The 19,965-nt window shown below is 39.9% G+C and carries 18 protein-coding genes; 4 read left to right on the forward strand and 14 right to left on the reverse strand.

Annotation, left to right across the window (positions count from 1 at the left end; genetic code table 11):
- Positions 1 to 20: 20 nt before the first annotated feature.
- The 5 genes from P0G38_RS13315 to P0G38_RS13335 form a co-directional block, all read right to left on the reverse strand.
- Entirely contained in the window at positions 21 to 839 is an 819-nt protein-coding gene (locus P0G38_RS13315; protein WP_373193366.1) for a PTS system mannose/fructose/sorbose family transporter subunit IID, read from the reverse strand.
- Positions 826 to 1,611 (reverse strand): PTS mannose/fructose/sorbose/N-acetylgalactosamine transporter subunit IIC, encoded by a 786-nt coding sequence (locus P0G38_RS13320; protein ID WP_074934984.1) that lies wholly within the window; start codon positions 1,609 to 1,611, stop codon positions 826 to 828. The genes P0G38_RS13315 and P0G38_RS13320 overlap by 14 nt, the downstream gene beginning before the upstream one ends.
- Before the next feature lie 17 nt (positions 1,612 to 1,628).
- The gene (locus tag P0G38_RS13325; RefSeq protein ID WP_034858201.1) at positions 1,629 to 2,099 is read right to left on the reverse strand and encodes a PTS sugar transporter subunit IIB; all 471 of its coding nucleotides are present in this window, start codon (positions 2,097 to 2,099) and stop codon (positions 1,629 to 1,631) included.
- A gap of 10 nt (positions 2,100 to 2,109) precedes the next feature.
- Positions 2,110 to 2,529 (reverse strand): PTS sugar transporter subunit IIA, encoded by a 420-nt coding sequence (locus tag P0G38_RS13330; protein WP_074934998.1) that lies wholly within the window; start codon positions 2,527 to 2,529, stop codon positions 2,110 to 2,112.
- An 83-nt stretch (positions 2,530 to 2,612) separates the two neighbouring features.
- Positions 2,613 to 5,387: a sigma-54-dependent transcriptional regulator gene (locus P0G38_RS13335; protein ID WP_275851906.1), complete on the reverse strand. Its 2,775-nt coding sequence runs from the start codon at positions 5,385 to 5,387 to the stop codon at positions 2,613 to 2,615.
- Between the two features lie 442 nt (positions 5,388 to 5,829).
- Here P0G38_RS13335 and P0G38_RS13340 point away from each other — a divergent pair, with 442 nt between their 5' ends.
- Positions 5,830 to 6,300, forward strand: a complete 471-nt coding sequence (locus tag P0G38_RS13340; protein ID WP_275851909.1) for a hypothetical protein — start codon at positions 5,830 to 5,832, stop codon at positions 6,298 to 6,300.
- A gap of 19 nt (positions 6,301 to 6,319) precedes the next feature.
- Here the strand turns inward: P0G38_RS13340 and P0G38_RS13345 are convergent, their stop codons facing one another.
- The 3 genes from P0G38_RS13345 to P0G38_RS13355 all read right to left on the reverse strand — a co-directional run bounded on the left by P0G38_RS13345 (position 6,320) and on the right by P0G38_RS13355 (position 10,267).
- On the reverse strand, positions 6,320 to 6,808 hold the full coding sequence (locus P0G38_RS13345; RefSeq protein WP_034868317.1) for a P-loop nucleotide/nucleoside kinase family protein: 489 nt from the start codon (positions 6,806 to 6,808) through the stop codon (positions 6,320 to 6,322).
- A gap of 504 nt (positions 6,809 to 7,312) precedes the next feature.
- The gene (locus P0G38_RS13350; RefSeq protein WP_275851913.1) at positions 7,313 to 7,702 is read right to left on the reverse strand and encodes a DUF4430 domain-containing protein; all 390 of its coding nucleotides are present in this window, start codon (positions 7,700 to 7,702) and stop codon (positions 7,313 to 7,315) included.
- Positions 7,703 to 7,789: 87 nt separating this feature from the next.
- Positions 7,790 to 10,267 carry a vitamin B12-dependent ribonucleotide reductase gene (locus P0G38_RS13355; protein ID WP_275851917.1) on the reverse strand — a complete coding sequence of 826 codons (2,478 nt, stop codon included), beginning with the start codon at positions 10,265 to 10,267 and terminating at the stop codon, positions 7,790 to 7,792.
- Between the two features lie 140 nt (positions 10,268 to 10,407).
- On the opposite strand from P0G38_RS13355, the gene P0G38_RS13360 reads away from it, so the two are divergent.
- Positions 10,408 to 10,947, forward strand: coding sequence for a hypothetical protein (locus P0G38_RS13360; protein WP_087627021.1), 540 nt, complete (start codon positions 10,408 to 10,410; stop codon positions 10,945 to 10,947).
- Positions 10,948 to 11,505: 558 nt separating this feature from the next.
- Positions 11,506 to 12,933, forward strand: coding sequence for an APC family permease (locus P0G38_RS13365; protein ID WP_005225272.1), 1,428 nt, complete (start codon positions 11,506 to 11,508; stop codon positions 12,931 to 12,933).
- Between the two features lie 115 nt (positions 12,934 to 13,048).
- On the opposite strand, the gene P0G38_RS13370 is transcribed toward P0G38_RS13365, so the two are convergent.
- The 5 genes from P0G38_RS13370 to P0G38_RS13390 all read right to left on the reverse strand — a co-directional run bounded on the left by P0G38_RS13370 (position 13,049) and on the right by P0G38_RS13390 (position 17,847).
- Complete coding sequence (locus P0G38_RS13370; protein ID WP_081117236.1) at positions 13,049 to 13,675, reverse strand: TetR family transcriptional regulator; 627 nt, start codon at positions 13,673 to 13,675, stop codon at positions 13,049 to 13,051.
- A gap of 47 nt (positions 13,676 to 13,722) precedes the next feature.
- A complete protein-coding gene (locus P0G38_RS13375) occupies positions 13,723 to 14,424 on the reverse strand; it encodes an ABC transporter ATP-binding protein (RefSeq protein WP_275851933.1) in 702 nt (233 codons plus the stop codon).
- 5 nt (positions 14,425 to 14,429) lie between these two features.
- Positions 14,430 to 15,506 carry an ABC transporter permease gene (locus tag P0G38_RS13380; protein ID WP_144771951.1) on the reverse strand — a complete coding sequence of 359 codons (1,077 nt, stop codon included), beginning with the start codon at positions 15,504 to 15,506 and terminating at the stop codon, positions 14,430 to 14,432.
- A gap of 319 nt (positions 15,507 to 15,825) precedes the next feature.
- Positions 15,826 to 16,785 carry an L-lactate dehydrogenase gene (locus P0G38_RS13385; RefSeq protein WP_015509125.1) on the reverse strand — a complete coding sequence of 320 codons (960 nt, stop codon included), beginning with the start codon at positions 16,783 to 16,785 and terminating at the stop codon, positions 15,826 to 15,828.
- Between the two features lie 93 nt (positions 16,786 to 16,878).
- The gene (locus tag P0G38_RS13390) at positions 16,879 to 17,847 is read right to left on the reverse strand and encodes a TDT family transporter (RefSeq protein ID WP_275851940.1); all 969 of its coding nucleotides are present in this window, start codon (positions 17,845 to 17,847) and stop codon (positions 16,879 to 16,881) included.
- A 150-nt stretch (positions 17,848 to 17,997) separates the two neighbouring features.
- On the opposite strand from P0G38_RS13390, the gene P0G38_RS13395 reads away from it, so the two are divergent.
- Positions 17,998 to 18,852, forward strand: coding sequence for a LysR family transcriptional regulator (locus P0G38_RS13395; protein ID WP_275851943.1), 855 nt, complete (start codon positions 17,998 to 18,000; stop codon positions 18,850 to 18,852).
- Between the two features lie 99 nt (positions 18,853 to 18,951).
- Here P0G38_RS13395 and P0G38_RS13400 read toward each other — a convergent pair whose 3' ends face one another.
- Positions 18,952 to 19,296 (reverse strand): DUF7006 family protein, encoded by a 345-nt coding sequence (locus P0G38_RS13400; RefSeq protein WP_008377205.1) that lies wholly within the window; start codon positions 19,294 to 19,296, stop codon positions 18,952 to 18,954.
- Between the last annotated feature and the right edge of the window lie 669 nt (positions 19,297 to 19,965).

Raw genomic sequence — 19,965 nt, forward strand, 5'->3', positions numbered from 1 at the left:
GTTGCCACAACAATTCCTCCTTAAAAAAGTCCAATCAAGGATCCTAAAATACCTACGACTGCTAGTCCCAGCAGAATAATCAGCGGTTTGACTTCTTTTTTCAAAAGATAAAAGACAGCACCAAATGCACCCAATGACAAAATTTTCGGAACGATATCATCAAAGATGCTTTGAACTGTAACTGCATTCTCCCCTGAACCAATCTGCAACGGAATGTTGATATCGATCATCGTAGCGGTCATTCCACCTACGACCATCAACCCAATGATGGCTGCCCCATAGGTTAAGCTTTCCATCAAACCGTTTTCCTGAATTTTCTTTAAAAATCCTGTCCCAAGTTTATAACCCCAACCAGTCGCAAAATAACGAAATAGTAGATGAGGCACATTAAAAATCAGCAGAAACAGAATAGGACCTAGGATATTTCCTTGTAATGCCAATGAAGTTCCTACCCCAGTAGCAATTAGCCGCAACGTTCCCCAAAAGAAGGAATCACCGATTCCCGCTAAAGGTCCCATCAAAGAGGTCTTGATGTTTTCGATTGCTGAAGAATCAAAATTGGGATCACTGACATTTTCTTCTTCCATCGCCGCATTGATTCCTAAAATAAGCGTGACGATATGCGGGGTCGTGTTGAAAAATTCCAGGTGCCGTTTCAACGCATCGGCCATCGATTCTTTTGTTTTGTAGAGTTTCTTTAAAATCGGAATCATTGCATAGACATAAGCTAGGTTCATCTGCCGCTCATAGTTCCATGAGAACTCCATTTGAAACGAACGCCAGAAGACACGATTCAACTCTTTTTTAGTAATTTCTGGTTTCTCATTAGAAGTCTTCATCATCATCTAATACCTCCCCTGAAGTCATTTGAACAGATTGCCCTTGTCCGCGAAAGTTTCTCAAGTTAACAACTACAACAGCTGTTATCGCACCAAAAATTGCAATCCCTGTAACAGGAATCTCTAAATAAGCTGCTAATGCAAACCCTAAAAAGAAATAAGGAGCAACTTGTTTGTTGATCAGTAATCTAGCCAACATGGCAAACCCTAGAGCTGGAATCAAGCCAGTTGCGACTGATAATCCATTCTGTACAAAGGACGGAATCATCTCTAACAACTTACTCATCGTATTGCTGCCCACCATGAAGGAAATCGTCACTACAAGGGCTAACATCAAAGACAAGCCAAAACCGGCTAATAAGTGCATTCGTTCCACACCTTTGTAGTTCCCCTCTGTCGCGTATAAATCAGCTTTTTGATTCATCATAGGGATAAGCAGTCCTAAGTATACATTTTTCAGAATCAGCGTTAATGTTGCGATTGGAAGACCTAATAGTAAAGCCGTCTCCGTTCCCGCTCCTGCTGTAATTGCGAATGCTGTGCCAAGAATTCCTCCTGTTACAACATCTGGCGGAATAGAAGCACCTACAGAAAACGAACCAATAAAAGCTAATTCCAGTGTAGCCCCCATAATAATTCCTGTGCTTATGTCCCCTAATACGATTCCTGTAAACAACCCTGTGACAATCGGACGCGATAGTAATGACGTCCCTAATGCGTATTCAGACTGCGCAATAAATGCAACAATTCCAAGTAATATTGCTTGCAGCATCTCTTTTGCTCCTTTCTCTATAAAACATCTTCGACAGCGACTTTTTTATCCGAAGGTACTTGACGGATATCGACAGCGATTCCTTTAGCGACCATTTTCTTGAGAAGTTCTTCTTCTTCTGGTAATACATTGACTGCTTTGCCAATATTTTTAGAGCCTTCTTTGGCTTTGATCCCACCTAGATTGATTTCGTCGATCTCTGGATAGTTTTCTGCTAACTTATACGCATCTTTGATGGAATCAACTACGATGAATAATTTGTATTTATCCGTCACACCACTTTGCAGGGCATGAATTGAATCCTCAATTGATTTGATCACCAGTTTTACGCCTTGCGGTTTTGCTAATTTGATTGTTGTTTTACGTATGTCATTTGTTGGCACATCATCATTGGCAATCAAAATGCAGTCCGCGCCTAAATTTTGTGTCCAAGAAAATGCGACCTGCCCATGTAATAGTCGATGATCGACTCGTGTCAAAATAATCATATCGTCCCTCCTAAAATTCTTCTTCTTCAATTTCTTTTGCTACACTATCATTGCAAAACTGGATCATATCTTTCGAATTTGCCAGCGCTTGATGGATCGTTTCTGAAATTGCACCTCCCCCTTGAAGTTGTGTCGTCAATTCAATCAACAATGGCAAATTCAAACCTGCGATTAAATAAAAATTGGGTTGTTTGATGTAACGCAAAAATTCATTGTTCACGCTGCCGCCAAAAATATCTGTGATAACGATCACTTCATGTTCTTTATATGTTTCCATCAGGGTATCTACCGTTGTCGTTAGATCAAATGCTTCGTCCACATAACAGTCAATCGCAAGGACTGATTGTTTTTTACCGCAGATAAGTTCTAACGAATGCAAGATTCCTGATGCAAATCGTCCGTGGGATGCTAAAATAACGAGTCGTTCCACTGCTTTCACCTCACTTTACTCCAAGTTACATCTTACTAAACGCAAAAAGCGTGCCAAAAAAAGTGGCACGCTTTTCTTATCGATTAAAAATCCGCTTCAACCATTGAAGAATCAGTGTTTCCAAACAAAACATCATAAATGTAGCAAACTTCAGATTCCGGTATCGCGACACTGTAAACCTTCTCAATGACACTAAACGCTTTTTTGATCTCATTCAGCTGTTTTTCATGACACTGGAGTAATGTGTCGCTGGCATGATAAGTATCAATGGCTTCATTTCTAATAAGACGCTCAATTAAGCAACTCGTATGGACAAACAACGCGAGTTTGCGATCATTGGCGATCCGTTGCTGCCACATGCGCTCCAGATTTCCCACGAAAAATTCCATTTGAGAAATCACTTTTTCTGTATCTAGAATCGTTACCGATTGAATCACTCGATCCAATGAAAAATTTCTTACTAATTGATTGTTCACATAGGCAATCATCTCTTCATCCAATTCTTTTTTTAGCCAACTTAATAGCACCTCTGTCCCAGCACCCGAAATTAGTTCATCTAAAGAAATAAAAGGAGCCAGCTCTTGGCGAGGTTTAGTGGTTCCCACAACACCAACAATGTCATACGCTGCCAATGTCTGTCTTATATGTTCACTGTTTTCCAGCTGGTTGAATTCATAAGGAAGGATCCGAATCTGTAAATGATCAGGAATACTCTTTTCTAATAAGGTAGAGATTTGAACAGCAGTTCCAATTCCGGTTGAACAAGTTGTAATGACAACTTTCTCTTTTTTCACTTTTGGAAGAATGATTTCCCATTCGTTTTGGTGAAAGGCATTTACTCGCTCTGGAATCTCTGTCAACGAAATATTCTGTTGGATACACTCCCCCACAGCGATGGCTACACTTGTCGTTACATTGTTCATCATAACAATTGGAACCGCCAATTCTGGAATAAATTGATAGACTTCTTTCAAAGACCCCATGTCGAACAAGACAACGAGTCCATTAGATACATCGTTTTTCTGAATATAGGTGGTAACCCTTTCCGCAATTTGTTTGGGTGTGACCTCTAATGGCATATCGAAAGACTGAAAAACCGATTCATTCAATAAGCGGTTCGCAACATTCGCGATACTACTGGCGGTTGCGTAACCATGGGCTACTATGATGCTGCGGGGAAGCGATGAATCTTTGGAATACCCCATATCATTGATATAAAGTGTAAAAATGATTCGGTCCATACTTGTTAACTCGATATCCAATGTTTTTTGAACTAGGCCTAACAAATTCTCTGTGTAACGATCACTTGTAGAATAATGCTTTTTCACACTTTTCAATAGGTTTTCTGTCAATAAAAGTTTGTCTTGATCATCCGGCAGCCACTCCACATTTCTCCGCAACCATAAATAATAACTGATTGTATAGACCATGCTGCCATTAAAACTGATTTGAAAAGAATGCTCGATCTGCTCCATCATTCGCTGAACATGCTCTGTCACAAAAATCATTGTCCGCTGCTTTTGTTCCTGTTTATGATCAAACAATAAATTTTCGAAAAGCCTTTCGATCACTTTTGAAATAGGCTCGGCTGCCGCCGCAAAGTCCCGCCCTGCTTGGACATAATTAAGTAATATCTGTTCATACGTTTGAATGATCTTTTGTTGTTCGGGTTCACTTTCCGCAGTTAGCTGCTGGATTTGAGTTTGGCTATCAATAAGAACCGGTTGCATTGTCCCCATTTCATTAGGTTCTTCTGTCAGTTGCAGTAAGTGTTCTGGCAAATGATACACAGTGACTGCTATTTTTTTTACTTCTCGTTTTAAACTGGCTGTATAGCTTTTGGCTGTAATAATTTTGATTGTACTTTTCAATTCACCGACATTCCCAGAAAAATGACTGGTCGTTAAAATTTCGATTACTTGAGGTGAGAGCTCTAACGGCAAACCGATACGTTTTTGTTCTTCAATAAATGCTTGCAAAATCAACTGCTTCCTTTCGGAAACCGTCCGTTCTTCCAAAGCGGGCAGTGTCGCTTGGATCGGAATTCGCCGAATAAAGGTTGTTAGAAATGTTTGTTTCAGATCTTCGGTTGTTGCAAACACCAACCGACAATCAACTGAGATTGGCCGGCCCGTATCCCCCATTCGATAGATAACTCCCTGATCCAGAAAGGTGAATAATTTTTCCTGTCCTTCAGCATTCAGTCGATGAACTTCGTCAAGAAAGAGGACTCCGCCGTCTGCTGCTTCAAATGCACCTCCGCGATCTTCTTCTGCGCCAGTGAAGGCTCCTTTTACATGTCCAAATAAATTGCTCGTCAATAGCTCATGGTTATTGGCATACTGTGCGCAATTGATCGTAATCAGCGGAGCATCACTTTCTAGTAATTCATTTGCCACACAATAATGATGGAACATTTTTACGAGAAAACTCTTCCCAGTTCCACTTTCTCCCGTCAGCAAGAAAGGAAGCCCGCCATTTGGATAGAAGGCTGCCATCTTGATCTGTTCAATGACTTCTGCCAGACTACCTTTGCTGCCGATCACACTGGAAAAGAAATCTTCTTTTTGATCAAAAAAAGGCTTTTCTTCCGCCACAGTAGCCAGACTATCATACACGTTTTTTGTTAAAGGATAATTTTGGATTTCAAATGCCTGCTTATGAAAAAAATAAACGGGTCGGGTCGCAATTTTCACAAGGCGACCTTCTTCCGTTAACTGATTCAAGTAGTGACTGATGGTATTTCTCTTGACGGAAAACTTCTCGGCAATATCTTTCGCAGTAAAGACATCGCTTACATTTTCGATAGAGAAAAAAGCTGTTTGATTTTGCAAGTACGCGAGTAATTGTTCTTTCATTGTCGTTCTCCTTGTCCGCTTTCTCTGATTATCATAACTTAAAAAGCATGGAGATGCTATAGAACGCGCCTTAAAGTAATTATTTCCTAAAAACTCTAAAACATTATGCTTTTCTACTAATTCATTAACTATTATTTGGGTAAGATGATATTGTCTAGAAGAAAGTACCGTAGTATCTTATATAATCAAATGTCCATTCAATCATTTGAGAACACGTAAACAAGATCCTTTTGATCAGTCAATGAATAAAAAGCTGCAAAAAAAGTTGAAACAGTATTGTACTCATATTGTTTCAGTTTTTTGGTTCTACAATATTTAGTGTTGGTGGAAAATCTACAGATTTTCTACTGACACTTTTTTTGTAAAAAAATAGAAAAAGAGATAGCCTAACTGGTAGAATTTAGTCGTCTAAAACAAAACCACACCAAGAAAGGATATCTCCATGGATCATTGTACTAGAAAATTGTTAGGTTTAACAGATGAAAATTTATTTTTCGAAGAAGAATGGTTAGAGACAATAGAAGAAGAGGGGTTTCGCACCAATCTTATCCATGTCAAACTTAGCTATATACCACGCTATTGCCGTAAATGTGGCATCAAAAATGAAGGACAAATCAGCAAGAATGGCTCACACAAAACAAAAGCCCAACTTTTGCCTTATCGAGCAACAAAAACAGAATTACGCTTGGTACGTACACGCTTTTACTGCAAAGAATGTCAGTCGACATTCTTTGCTCAGACAAATTTGGTGGATGAAAACTGCTATCTTTCAAAGGAATTAAAGGTGCAAATTGCCTTGGAACTGGCGAAGAATGCAACAAGAAAAGAAATTGCCAATCACTATTTTGCTTCTAGCATGACTGTCCTTCGTGTCCTGCACAGTAATAAGACTAACTGTATTGAAAAAGAGTAAAAAACGTTTTGATGCTACTTCATATATTCTTTTGCTCGATCACTACCTCATCTTCATTTACCGGTTCTTCGAATCCTGAAAAAAACCGTTGAAGGATTTCTTCTGTAATAGGAAAAGCGGAATTTGCAGTTTGGACTTTATTTCTGATCGCTAATCGTTTTCGTAAAGTATCATAATCAGCTTTTAGATAGATTACTTTAATCGTCACATCATATGCTGCCAGTAGTTCTCTATAAGCGTCTCGGTGACTTTTAGCCCAAAAACTAGAATCGACAACTACGTTTTTTCCTTCTTGAACAGCCTTCACTGTAAGCTCTTTCAATTTAACTGAAGATAATGAAGAAACTTTTGCATATTTCTCCGAAGGGTAATCAACACCATAAACGCCATAGTCTTCCCAAATCAATTCATCTATTGCTAATCTTACATAGCCTTCTTGCTCTTTTTGTTTTGAGTAAGTGGTTTTGCCTGCACCACTAACGCCACACATCAAAAGTACCTCAACCATTATTCTCCTCCTACCTTTTCTGATCAATAAACAAAGAGAACGAAAAAACCTTATTTGTAATCAACGCTCATGTTTTAGACCACTGTTCGCCACCCACATCTGATGATACAATGATAACATTGTTTTTATGAACAACAAGCAGATTGGGAAACACTCGCAAGAAAAATAGTAAGTAAAACCATATATTAGAGAATAGAAGCGTTAGCCACTTAAGCTAACGGATAAATCAAATTTTTGTCCATTTCCACTCTACTATAAAAAAATTATTTTCTACAAAAAATAGGAACGAAAGCCAAAATACGAAAGAAACATCATGGCTAAAACTTATGTATGTAATGGTATCTTTATTTCTATTATTCAAATTTTAAAATAAAATAAGCCACCACTCCAAACTATGATAGAAAAACAGGAATAGACTCTTGAATAGAACTTGAATGCAAAACTACCTCAAAAATCAACGCAAGAGTCTATCTGTATAAATAAAGATCCTTAGAATCAAACAAATCAGAATGCTTTCAAATCAAATGTGATAGTGTCATTGTTCTTTAAAAACAACGCTTGTGCCCTTTTATCGGTCATTTCGTCATTGACGGTATAGACCCAAAATAGATTGGCTTTTTGATCTTGACTGATGCCGTCAATCGAGGTGATAAAGCCATCTTTTTCTTTGATCGCAAAGTTTTCTTTCATTACTTCCAGCAGCGACTCATTTTCTCGGAATGTTACTTCTTTTGAGGTCACAGCTTCTTGATTTTGGATGACGATCGTAGCTGTTCCTTGTTCTTGCTTCAAGGAACTTTGCTGCGTGCTTTCTGGCGTTACGCTTGCCTGTTGGCATCCTGTAGCGACGAGTAGTGTGCTCACTAGCATGAATACGACAAATACTTTTTTCATCTATTTCTTCCTCTCCAATAGTCAAAATACTAATCGTTTTTCTATCCAGTATGCGGATAAGAATTATTTTATCAATCTCGTTTTTTCTTAGAGCCCGCATTTTAATTGGATTTTACAGTTTGTGCAGGTACTGCAGCCGCCGATTTCCTCAATGGTTCCCTCATGGCAGATGGGACAGATTTCACCAGAGGCGACGGGTTCATCTACTTGAACGACAGACAGCGGTTCAACTTGTGCGGTCAGCTCATTTTCAACCGCTTCTAAGGTAAGTACTTGTGAATCTCGGCTGCCGTCTACATAGACGGTCCCTCCTTTGGCTCCTCCTTCATAAAGATCTCGATAAACCTTGGCTACTTGGCTTACTGTATATCCTTTTGGTGCATTGACCGTTTTTGAAATGGAGCTATCCACCCAGCGTTGTATGGTGCATTGCACACCGACATGCTCTTCGGGCGTCAACTCCATAGCGGAAATGAACCATGCCGGCAACTCCGCTTTGGTTCGTTCAGGATGATCCATCAGGTATTCGTCAACGATTTCCGCATTGATTTCAATAAACTTACCTAGTCGACCGCTTCTAAAATAAGAAAAGGAGTAGTAAGGTTCTAAACCAGTTGAAACTCCCGTCATCGTGCCTGTCGATCCTGTTGGCGCAACAGTCAAAAGATGAGAGTTGCGAATACCGAATCGCAGCACGCCTTCGCGGATGTGCGCTGGCATTTTTTTCATGTATCCTGTATCGATAAATTTCTTCCGCAACGCTTGTGTCTCTTGGTCATTTTTTCCAATCAGGAAGGGAAAGCTGCCTTTTTCTTTCGCCAATTCAATGGATGCCTCATAGGCAGTGACTGCCATTGCCTCGAAAATTTGATCAACGAATTGATTTCCTTCTGCCGATCCGTATTTTTTCCCGCAGTAGATCAATAAATCTGCCAAGCCCATGATCCCTAATCCAACACGTCTTTCCCTTTTCGCCTGCTGCTCATTTTTGTAAAAAAAGTAAGGCGTTACGTCAATAACATTGTCTTGGAAACGAACCGCTGCTTTCACGGTTTCTTTTAGTTTGGCAAAATCAACGGTGCCCTTTTGGCGATCCGCCATGTTTGCGAGATTGATGGCTGCCAAGTTACAGACCGCATAAGGGGTTAGGGGCTGTTCACCGCACGGATTGGTTGCCACGACTTTTTGTCCGTATGCTGTAGCATTCGTCATCTTGTTGGCATTATCGATAAAGAAAATACCAGGCTCAGCAGAATATGTTGCACAAAAAGTAATCAACTCCCATAACTCACGAGCTTTGATCCTTTGATAGGTTTTGACTTTATGGCCAGCAGCTGCCCATTCTCGCACATCCCCGACTTCCGCCCATTTTGCATCATATTGCGCCATCTCTGCTTCTGAATAATTGTCGATATCTGGAAAGCGTAGCTCATACCACCCATCTGTCTTCACTGCTTCCATGAATTCTTCTGTCAAGCAGACTGAGATATTCGCGCCAGTTAAGAAATCACTTTCTTTCACCGTATAGCTGCCACCTATGCGCAATTTTTCTTTTGCCTTTTGGATCATTTCATTATGTTCCTTATCTGACGATTCAGGCAGTTGTGCTAGATAAGCGAACATTCTATCTTCCATTTTTGTCAGAGGGTCAAATTGCAGTTTTTCATTGATCAGTTGTTTGATCGTCGCATTTGTGATTGTTTTTTTTAGGTGAAGCAATACAGCAGGATTTTGAATTTTAGAAAGAATAAATGCAAAAATATCTGGATGCCAATCTGCCATCATAATCATCTGCGCTCCACGGCGGCTACCTCCTTGTTCGACAAGGTTCGTCAAGTTTGCCAAATCATTCAACCAAGAAACTGCCCCAGAAGACCGACCACTGACACCGTGGACCACACTTGATTTTGGTCGCAAGGTCGACCCATTGGTTCCAACCCCGCCACCTCGACTCATGATCTCCATAACTTCTTGTCGATGAACAGCAATCCCTTTTCGGGAATCATGGATGAAAGGCATCACAAAGCAATTGAAGTAGGTAACTTGAGAATTTGTTCCTGCTCCATAAAGTACTCTGCCTGCGGGAATTAGGTTTTGCGCCACGATTTGTTGGTAAAACGCCTCAAAGAAGCGCTCCTGGTCATGGGACTCGTTGGCAGAAATCCCTTTGGCTACACGATGCGCCACTTGCTCAAAAAAGAGTTCTAACGGTTTTTCAATGTCACTTTTTCTTCTTTTAACAAGTCCATTGGCTTGTTCATCAATATCTTCTAACGCTGAGCGATAGGCCTCTTCCACTTCGATAGAGACTAGTTCCCCATCGATTGCTTTCACAACACCGATTCCTCGCGCAGGATATTTAGGATCAGCTTTCGTTGTCAAAATCACCAAATCATCCTTACGCAATGTTAGATGGGTTTGATCTTTGTATGAATAACGATCCAGCATAATCAAACGAGCGATTCCCTCAAATGTTTGGGTCATTTCTGGTGTGATCGCCGAAACTTCTTGGAACAACTTGATATCCTCGTTCAATTTCTCAATCGTTTGTTTTTTGTATTCCATTTCTTTCCCTCGCCTTCTAAAACACAACATATTGTGCTCGTTTTTTATTATCGTACTATATAATGTGTATTTCAATCTTGAATTTTATTATTTTCCATGTACAATGAGAATGATTATCAATTAGAAAGACGGCGATTCTCATGCTTCCTCCCCAAACCAAGATATTTTCCATCCAAAGAATTTCTCATTTAGCACTGATCACTGCGGCTTGTATCGTTGGACGGTTAGTTTTTGTCTTTATCCCTAACATTCAGCCTATGAGTGCCCTTTTATTTTTAGTGGCTTTTTCTTACCGTTTATCTGATGCGTTGATGATTGCCTTATTAAGTTTGCTCGGAACAAATATCTATCTAGGCATGGGTCCCTGGACGATCAGTCAATTGGCTGCACTTACTGTCACCATCGTTCTTTTTCATCAGATTGGAAAAATACCGATCATCAAGAAAAACCGCTTCTTGCAAGCTTTCTTTGCCTTTCTTTGCGGACTTCTTTATGGCTTGATCGTTTCGTTGATGGAAGTTTGGCTTTATCAGTTTCCTTCGTTTCTTGCCTATTACCTTCAAGGACTACTGTTCGATTTCTTCCATGCCAGCGGAAACTTCGTCTTTTATCTGCTTTTATGGCCAGTATTTGAGCGAATAACACCCACCTCCTATAAGTTGGCGAAAAAAAACGAGTGATTTCGATGGAACGAAGCATTCGGCTAACTTTGTTTTCGTGTTTCTTTGAAAGAATGTTCGCGTAAAATTTTTCTTAGAAAACCAAAAAAACTACGACTACTCTCCTACTTTCTTTGCTTAAATATCAATCCAAAAAGTACCAGCGAAAAGCCTTTCGAAAGGGTTTCTTCCATCTTTGTACGTCCATTCATTTAAATGAAACACTCCCTCTTTCATCCATGCCCTTGACTAAATGTAGTTGGATTTCTTTCAGATTATTAATGAATGATGATGTTTGCTTTTTCAATCATCAGAAATTTATTATTTTTTTTAAATAACAATTTAATTTTTCTTGACCAAAAGAATTCAGAGGTTTATCCTAACTATGGAAAATCAACGACTGGATAAAAGAAGCAAATGAAATTTTTTTATTCAATTTGACCTTTGACATTTGTGAAAAAATGCATAAGAAACTTGATAGTGATCAAGCGCTTATGGAAAGAAATTTTTTTCTCACTAAAATTCAAAAAACGCTCTATTTTAACCAGTCAGAAAAATCATTTTAAGAAGGAGAAAGCGATGAATGAGAAACAATTACGCTGGTATAATATTGCGCTGATGGCGTTCGTCTCTGTTTGGGGACTGGGAAATGTTGTAAACAACTACGCTCAACAAGGATTGACTGTTGTTGTTTCGTGGCTATTAATTATGGCTCTTTATTTTGTACCCTATGCATTAAGTGTTGGTCAATTAGGATCAACCTTCAAAGAGTCAAGTGGTGGGGTTTCCTCATGGATCAAAGAAACCTCAACAAAGCGGTTGGCTTTTTTTGCTGCTTGGACTTATTGGGTCGTTCACGTGCCTTATTTAGCACAAAAACCCCAAGGAATCTTAGTATCATTAAGTTGGTTATTTAAAGGAAATGGTACATTTGTATCAACGATGGGCTCCATGGAAGTCTCGTTGATTTGTTTAGCTATTTTTCTATTCTTTTTATGGATTGCCTCTAAAGGATTGACGACCTTAAAAATGATTGGGAACATCGCGGGAACAGCCATGTTCGTGATGTCGATTCTTTTTATTCTTTTAGCAGTCACTGCTCCAGCAATGACTGGTGCTGAAATTGCTACACCAAACATGTCATCTGTTTCAACCTATATCCCTAAATTTGACTTTACCTATTTAACCACGATCTCGATGCTGGTATTTGCGGTAGGTGGCTGTGAAAAAATCTCGCCTTACGTAAATAACACAAAAAATCCTGCCAAAGAATTTCCAAAAGGCATGATCTTTTTAGCCGGTATGGTGGCGTTATGTGCCTTGCTCGGCTCGATTGCTATGGGGATGCTTTTTGATGCCAATCATATTCCAGAAGATTTGATGGTCAACGGCGCTTATGAAGCCTTTCAACGACTAGGAAACTTCTACGGAATCGGCAATTTCTTTGTCATTCTTTATTCCATCGCCAATGCGTTAGCGCAAATTTCTGCGTTGGCATTTTCAATTGATGCCCCATTGAAAATATTATTGTCTGATGCTGATTCAGAATTTGTACCAAATGGCTTAGCAAAACTAAACAAAAAAGGAACACCAGTGAATGGGTATATTATGACTGGTATCCTAGTCAGCATTTTGATCATTATTCCAGCACTAGGAATCGGCAATATGACCGAACTGTATCGTTGGTTGCTGAACTTGAATTCAGTTGTCATGCCATTGCGTTACTTATGGGTCTTCTTAGCCTTTATGTTAGTCAACAAACACGCCAATCGCTTTACTTCCGATTATAAATTCGTGAAAAACACCAAGGTTGGCTTTGGGATCGGCTTATGGTGCTTCTTGTTCACGGCCTTTGCCTGCATTTTAGGGATGGTTCCTAAACTTGATTATGCGGCAGATCCGCAAGCTTGGTTCTTCCAATTGGCCTTAAATATCATTACGCCAATCGCCTTTCTTTTGATTGGCTTGATCTTGCCGATCATTGCGAAACGTGTAAATAAAAAATAATCATTCCCTCAAAAAAGAGGTGTCCGATAACTATTTCAGTTGTCGGGCACCTCTTTTTTTGTAAATGAACTTCTCCGCCGTGCGAGGCATTTGCTCCATCCTCTTGCCGAAGCGTCTATTCTTCGTCATTTTCCTCTTTGATTCCATACTTGATCCATTGCACCTTATAGCGAAAATCTTTGATCAGCTCTTTTGCGGTCCATTCATTCGAAATAAAATCTGTTAGACTATCCATCACAACCGCCATAATAAAGTAAAGGAAACTGACGGCTTCTTGCGTATCATGGATCGTGAAGCGATTTTCTTCCAACAGCTCCAACCACTGACGAATCATGGGCGAATCGTCAGGGATCGCATCGCGCTTCGTCCAGGCATTGCTTTGGGTACATAAGTGGATCATTTTCCAATGATCATCTTCAGGTGACCATTGACTGCACCAAGCCAAGTATTCTTCGATCCCTTTGAAAAAATCATTTTTGTTGCGATTGATAAACGTAAAAATCGCGGAATGGATTTGGTTTGAATAGTCGGCGATCGCATAGTCATAGGCATCTTCTAAGTTTTGAAAGTACTTGTAAAACGCCCCTCTAGAAATGTGCGACTTTTCGACGATGGCAGAGACCTTGACTTGACTGATGTGCTTGCTGAAGAATTCTTCTAAAAGCACGGCATCGATTTTTTCTTTTTTCTCTTGTTTTAAATGAAAAAATGTTGTACTTGGCAAGGGATTCTCCTCCATCATTCGCAATCTACTCCCTCTATTATAAACAAATCCCTCTACTTTTCCACTCAGACTTGTGCAGTTTCTCTTGATGGGGCGTTTTGTTCGATCAGATTGCCATCTTCCATTCGGAAAATGCGATCACTCCATTGGATCATTCGCTCGTCGTGGGTGACCATGACTGTCGCTTTCTTTTTCTCATGCGCTTCTTTCACCAATAACTTCACGACTTCATACGCATGATCCGTGTCTAAGCTGGCAGTTGGTTCATCCGCCAAAATCAAGCTTGGGTCATTAAACAACGCCCTGCCGATCGCCACTCGTTGTCGTTCCCCACCAGATAAATCGCGGGGAAACTTGTCTTGAAGATCGAGAATATCTAATGAAGCAAGCAATTCATCAATTCGTTCCTTTTCCTTGGCTTTTCCTGAAACTTTGTCGACCAAATAAAATTGTTCCTTTACCGTTAGAAAAGGGATCAAATTCGAGCTTTGCAAGATAAACCCAATCTCTTTAAAACGCAACTTCCCTCGTTGCTTTTCATTTAATTGGGAAAAGTTGACCTGGTTAATGATGATATCTCCGGTTGTTGGACTTTGTAAGCCACCAGCGATGGTCAAAAAGGTACTTTTTCCTGAACCGGAAGGGCCGATGATACTGACAAACTCCCCTTCTTGAACATGAAAATTGAGTCCTTTTAATGCCGTTACTTCGGTATGCTGCTTGCCAAATTTTTTTACAATATCCTTCATTACTAAAATGTCTTTCATCTTTGTTACCCTCCTATTGCCGTAATTGGATCGACTTTTGTGACCGTCCGAATGGAGAATAAGCCGCCTAGAACTGCCACGAGAATCAAGATGCCGCTATAAAGCAGCCATTGCTTGAATTCAAAGAAAAATGGCATGGCATCTGGTAAAAACAAACTGGTGCCGTATGCCGCCGCAAAGGCTAGGGCTACCCCGATCACACCGACCATAAATGCTTGTGCAATAATTGATTTAGCAATAAAGCTGGTCCGAATCCCTTGGGCTTTCATCACACCAAAAATCGCCGTTTTTTGTAGGGTGATCACATACATGAAAATCCCCACGATTGCCGTTGCAACGACAAATAAGAAGTAGATCATGGCATTTAAGGTCAAGTTTTGGGCAGAAAATCCAGGAAGCTTTTCAATAAAGTCTTCCGTTGCCAACACTTTGAGCTGGGTTCCTTCTTGGTTATCGACTTTCGGATCACTTGATTTGGTCACAATGATATTGATGGGCTGCTCCTTGTCAGATGCAAATGGTTGATTAGCAAACTTCATTTTCGTCCAAGTATCGAGGGAAGTATAAATCACTGGTGACACCGTATAAGACGTTTCTGGGGTGATACCAACGACTTTGAAGGTTTCATCTGAGCGTCCGATTTTCACTTGGTCTCCGACCTTGATACCTTCTTCTGCTAAGTTTTCTGAAATCGTGATCTCATTTTCTTTTGAAAATGACTTGCCTTCTAAAACTTCTGGTAACAAGAACGCATCGTCTTGTGTACCAAAAACAGTCACATTGACTTGTTCATCGTTGACCGTGATGACACTGCTGTATAAACCAATCGGGGCTTTTTGAGTCCCTTCTACACGGTCTAGATCCCCTCTCGTCAATTGCGAAGCCGCAAATGTGTCATTCGCATCTTCTGATAAAACGATCGCGGATGAATCCCAATCGACGATGGCCTTTTTAAAATCCCAGTTAAGTCCCGTTGCTAACCCAGACAATATAAAAACAACATAGGCGATCAAAAACATGATTCCTACGATCAGCCCATATCTTAATTTTGAATAACGCATTTCTTTTATAGCCAGAAACATTGCTCTTTCCTCCTGTTTTCCAAATGTTGACAAAGTGTCACTTTTTGAAGAATACCACACAAGGTGACACTTTGTCACTTTTTACAACTCGGAAAGTTTGTAAGGTTGATCGATCATTCTTTTTCTGTCATTCACTGAGGATGTTTTTTTTTAAAGGAGTGAGAAAAAAGAGAGTTGAATAGTGGGCGTTTCGCGTAAAATACGCCATTTCCTTTTAACATTCTTGGCTAGATGTAAAAAAAGCATGGCCGACCGTAAATAGTCGAACCATGCTTAGGCAAAAACGAACACGAGGATTTCATTAATCGTATTCTAAAGATCAGCTGACCTTGCTTTGTCCAATTGTGGAAATTACTGCTCGTAACTGATGACACGAAGTATCAAACTGCCGTTTTTCCTCAGGGGTAAGCGTCAATTCAATAATTTCGCGGACGCCGTTTTGGTCCACGACTGCAGGCACACCTGTGAATAAATCGTTGATGCCATATTCCCCATCAAGGTAGGAAGACACCGGCAGAATCGCTTGCTCATCATTTAAGATCGCTCGAACGATTCTTGCGACACTCATCCCTATTCCGTAAAAAGTTGCTTGTTTTCGATCAATGATTTCATAGGCGGCATTTTTTACTCGTTCAGAAAGAACTGCTAGATCGGCAACGGTCAAACGATCCTTTTGCTTGATCAATTCTACGATCGGTTGCCCACCGATCGTTGTATGGGACCAGACAGCGACTTCCGAATCACCGTGTTCCCCAATGATATACCCATGAATATTCCGTGGATCGATGGCTAATTTTGCCGCCACTTCTTTTCGAAGTCTTGTGGTATCGAGGGTCGTTCCCGTACCAACGACACGATTGGCTGGCAACCCTGACACACGCCATGCTTGATAAGTTAAGACATCGACTGGGTTTGAAGCGATGACAAGCACGCCATCAAAGCCTGAAGCCATCACTTGTTTTGTGACGCTTGCCATAATTTCGGCGTTGACATCGATCAATTCAAGCCGTGTTTGTCCTGGCTTTTGGTTGACCCCTGCAGTAATAACGACGATATCAGCATCTTTACATTCCGAGTACTCTCCCGCCCAAACTTTGATGTTTTCTTGCCCCCATGACATACCGTCTAACAAATCGAGGGCTTCTCCTTCTGCTTTGTCCCGATTGACATCGATCAAGACCAATTCATTGATCAGTCCTTGATTGATCATGGAATACGCAATGCTCGTTCCAACGAAACCTGTTCCGACAACGACAACTTTTCTGCTTGTACTTTTCATGTGCGATCCCTTCCCTTTCTTTTCAAATACTTGTGCTATTGTTTTGCGTAGATTACGCATTTTCTTAAAAAATGGATGATTTTTTGTACTTTCTTAGTAACTATGATCGGCAATCAGGGCTTTGGTTTGCTGATACAAATGAACAGCATATTTTCCTAACACATAGCTGACGACAATCACGGCAAAGCTGGTTTCAATAATCGTTAAGGCTTGTAGAAACCCAAATATCAGTGGGTGATTTGCAAAAAACAGTGCTGATTTGAACATTGCAGTCGCCGAAATCACAAGAGGAAACGTAAATGCCGCATAGCTTGGGTAAAACCCGACTGCCAGCATGTTTTTCATATAAGCGACGACACAGAAATAAATCGTTTGTGACAATAACAGCATAAAGGCGACAAACCAAGCAGAGCCTTGTTCAAATACGGAAAGGTAACCTGCTAAGCAAAGAGAACCTGGTGCTGTTAAAATCGTGATCAATGGAACTGCCGCCCGTTCCGTCAGCTTTTGATGGACGATTCGCTTTAAAATAATCGGCAAAAGCGCAAAATACAATACCAATGCGATCCAGACGATCACTTCTCCTAGCTCTTTAAAAAAGACAGCAGAAGTATTAGGAATTACGCCAATCCCGACGAAGGTAATAAACCAGCTTGGATAAATGTATTCCAGCGAAAGGTCAACAGGCAAAATATGCACGACAACAAAATAGATCATTAAAGCAAAATGTAAGCCGATAGCCCCCCACCAGAGCAGATCATTCACCACTGCATTGGGAATGACCCGTTCAAAAACAGTGGAAATCACCATCAGCGCCATCGTAAAGGTCGGCGCCACCGAAGCAACGATTGGGTTTTGCAGCTCTGACATCGTGTGCTTAAATGTAAAACATACTTTCAGAAGGAAGAGCCCCATGATGAAAATACCAAGGGTGCAAAACCCATTTCCAACCGTCTCCATTCCTTCTGAATACAATAAATTCCCCAAAGACACAGTGCCTAAAATCAAGCCGCAAATCGGGATTGGCAATGAATGTAAAAAATGCTGGATCGATGTTTTCATCAACTCATCCTTTCTAAACGTATGAAAATTTCAATTAAATTTGCTTTCTTTTTTCTCTACACTTATACTATAATCACCTGATAACTATTTGTAAAATTGTACTTTTAAATACTAATTATAAATATTATTAATAATAAAGGAGTCCGCAAAATGATTGAATTGCTCAAAACCTTCATTGTTGTTTATGAAACGAGAAACTTTAGTCTTGCCGCCAAACAGCTCTATAAAACTCAGCCAACGATCTCCTTGCAAATCCAACGATTAGAGGCGGAACTTGGCTTCAAACTTTTTGAACGTAAAGGAAAACAATTGATTTTACCCACTAGCCAAGCGGAGTTTTTGTATCCTCGTGTGGTCGAGTCCCTCCGCTCTTTGTCCACTATTTTTTTGCAAGCCAAAGACACCAAAAATTTTAAAACAGCGTGTGTGCTCGCTTGTTCGAATACCACCGCCGTTTACTTACTGCCCAGCATCATGGCACAGCTGATTGCAGAATTTCCAACGTTTGCCTTTGAAATCAAAATCATGAATTCGCAAGAAGTGATCGATGCCGTCGAATCAAACAAAGCCCATATCGGCCTGATCGAAAAATCAATCGTTTCGCCATTGATCCAAAAAGAATTCGTTTATCGCGATGAATTGGTGTTAGCAGGCAACCTCGCTTCTGATTTTTGGGTCTTGCGAGAAAACGACTCGGGGATGTATTACATTAACGAAACCTATCTGTACGCACAGCACCTGCATCCGCAAATCATCAAAGCCAATAACAGTGAAGTGATTTTGTCCCTATTAAAACAAAACATCGGCAAATCGATCATTTCGAAACTCTCATTACCAGAAGAGTTGCCTTGGCAGGAACTTGATCCAGAGTACCGCTATCGTGATCTTTTTATCATTCAGAATCGTCAACGTGTGACGCCGGAAACCGGAGAGGTTTATGAGGAGATTAAACGGCTGTTGTTGGAAAGGAATAGAACTGCTGGTACTGGTGAATCGAGAAGATAACAAAAAACCCTTTATATTGATTCTTAAGAAAATTTCTCAGAATCAGTATAAAGGATTTCCATCAGACAACTTCATTTTTTTGCAAAATACAAAATACATTTATGCGACGTTAAATACTAAAGAATATCTCGTTTCCATACTCAAATCATACCCACATAGTTCTTTAAAATAGCTTTGATAGTCATTTTCAATGATACGGATGATTTCTTCGCTTGGTAGTTCTTCAAATTTAATCAATTCAACTAGTAAGTTTAATTTTGCATCAATTCCCAAAATTCTTGGCAGTACACTCCAAAAATTTTCTTTTGAGATTTCATCAGTTAGCTGGTTTAAACGCCGTAACAAATCAATTAGATAGTCTTTCAAATCTTTTTCTTTTCTTGATGCATTCCCAAATTCTTTTTGATAATAGCTGCTATATTCTTCTTTCATTGTGAATAGCATGATTCATAAGGTCCTCTCTATGTGATTATTTCTTTCTAATGCGTTCCAAAAAAAATAGTGAAAAATTTTTTTGGAAGCTAATAAAATGCATGCCTCTCGATATAATAGTTTAATAGGTGAGATAATACATGAATAGAAGCTTGAGTATTATCGCCCACAACAAAAAAGTGATTTTTCGAGATAGCGAAATCATTTGCTAAATTTTCAGGAACTTCTGGCGAAAAATTACTGCATGTTTCGTTTCAAATAAACTTTCTCCTCTGTCGGTCATCAGCCTATGTCCCCTTTAAATCAACTGATTTCATGCATTCAAATCACTCGTTTCAAAAAAAGTTCCACTCTTTAGGTAAAAGCAACCATATCCTAGCGATTTTGTATTTGAAACCTCATTAAAAATCATTAATTGTTTATTTGTTAAAGTCGGAGTCATTGAATCCCCCTTGAATCCGAATGAGTTGGAAACAGAAGATCCCCCAAAGAATACTGATAACCGCCAGTCCACTATTAAACAGTTTACTTCTATTTTTAATTTTACATCACTGCCGCCACCACTAAGCATTCATTTTGAGCAGCTGTCGTTCATCTTTTAATACTTGTGAGACTTGTGATATTAAGGTTCTATCGAGCATTTTCTCTTCCTGCTTTACTACCTGCATTTTCTTATTGACT

The sequence above is a fragment of the Enterococcus casseliflavus genome (assembly GCF_029215545.1).
Classification (GTDB): Bacteria; Bacillota; Bacilli; order Lactobacillales; family Enterococcaceae; genus Enterococcus_D; species Enterococcus_D casseliflavus.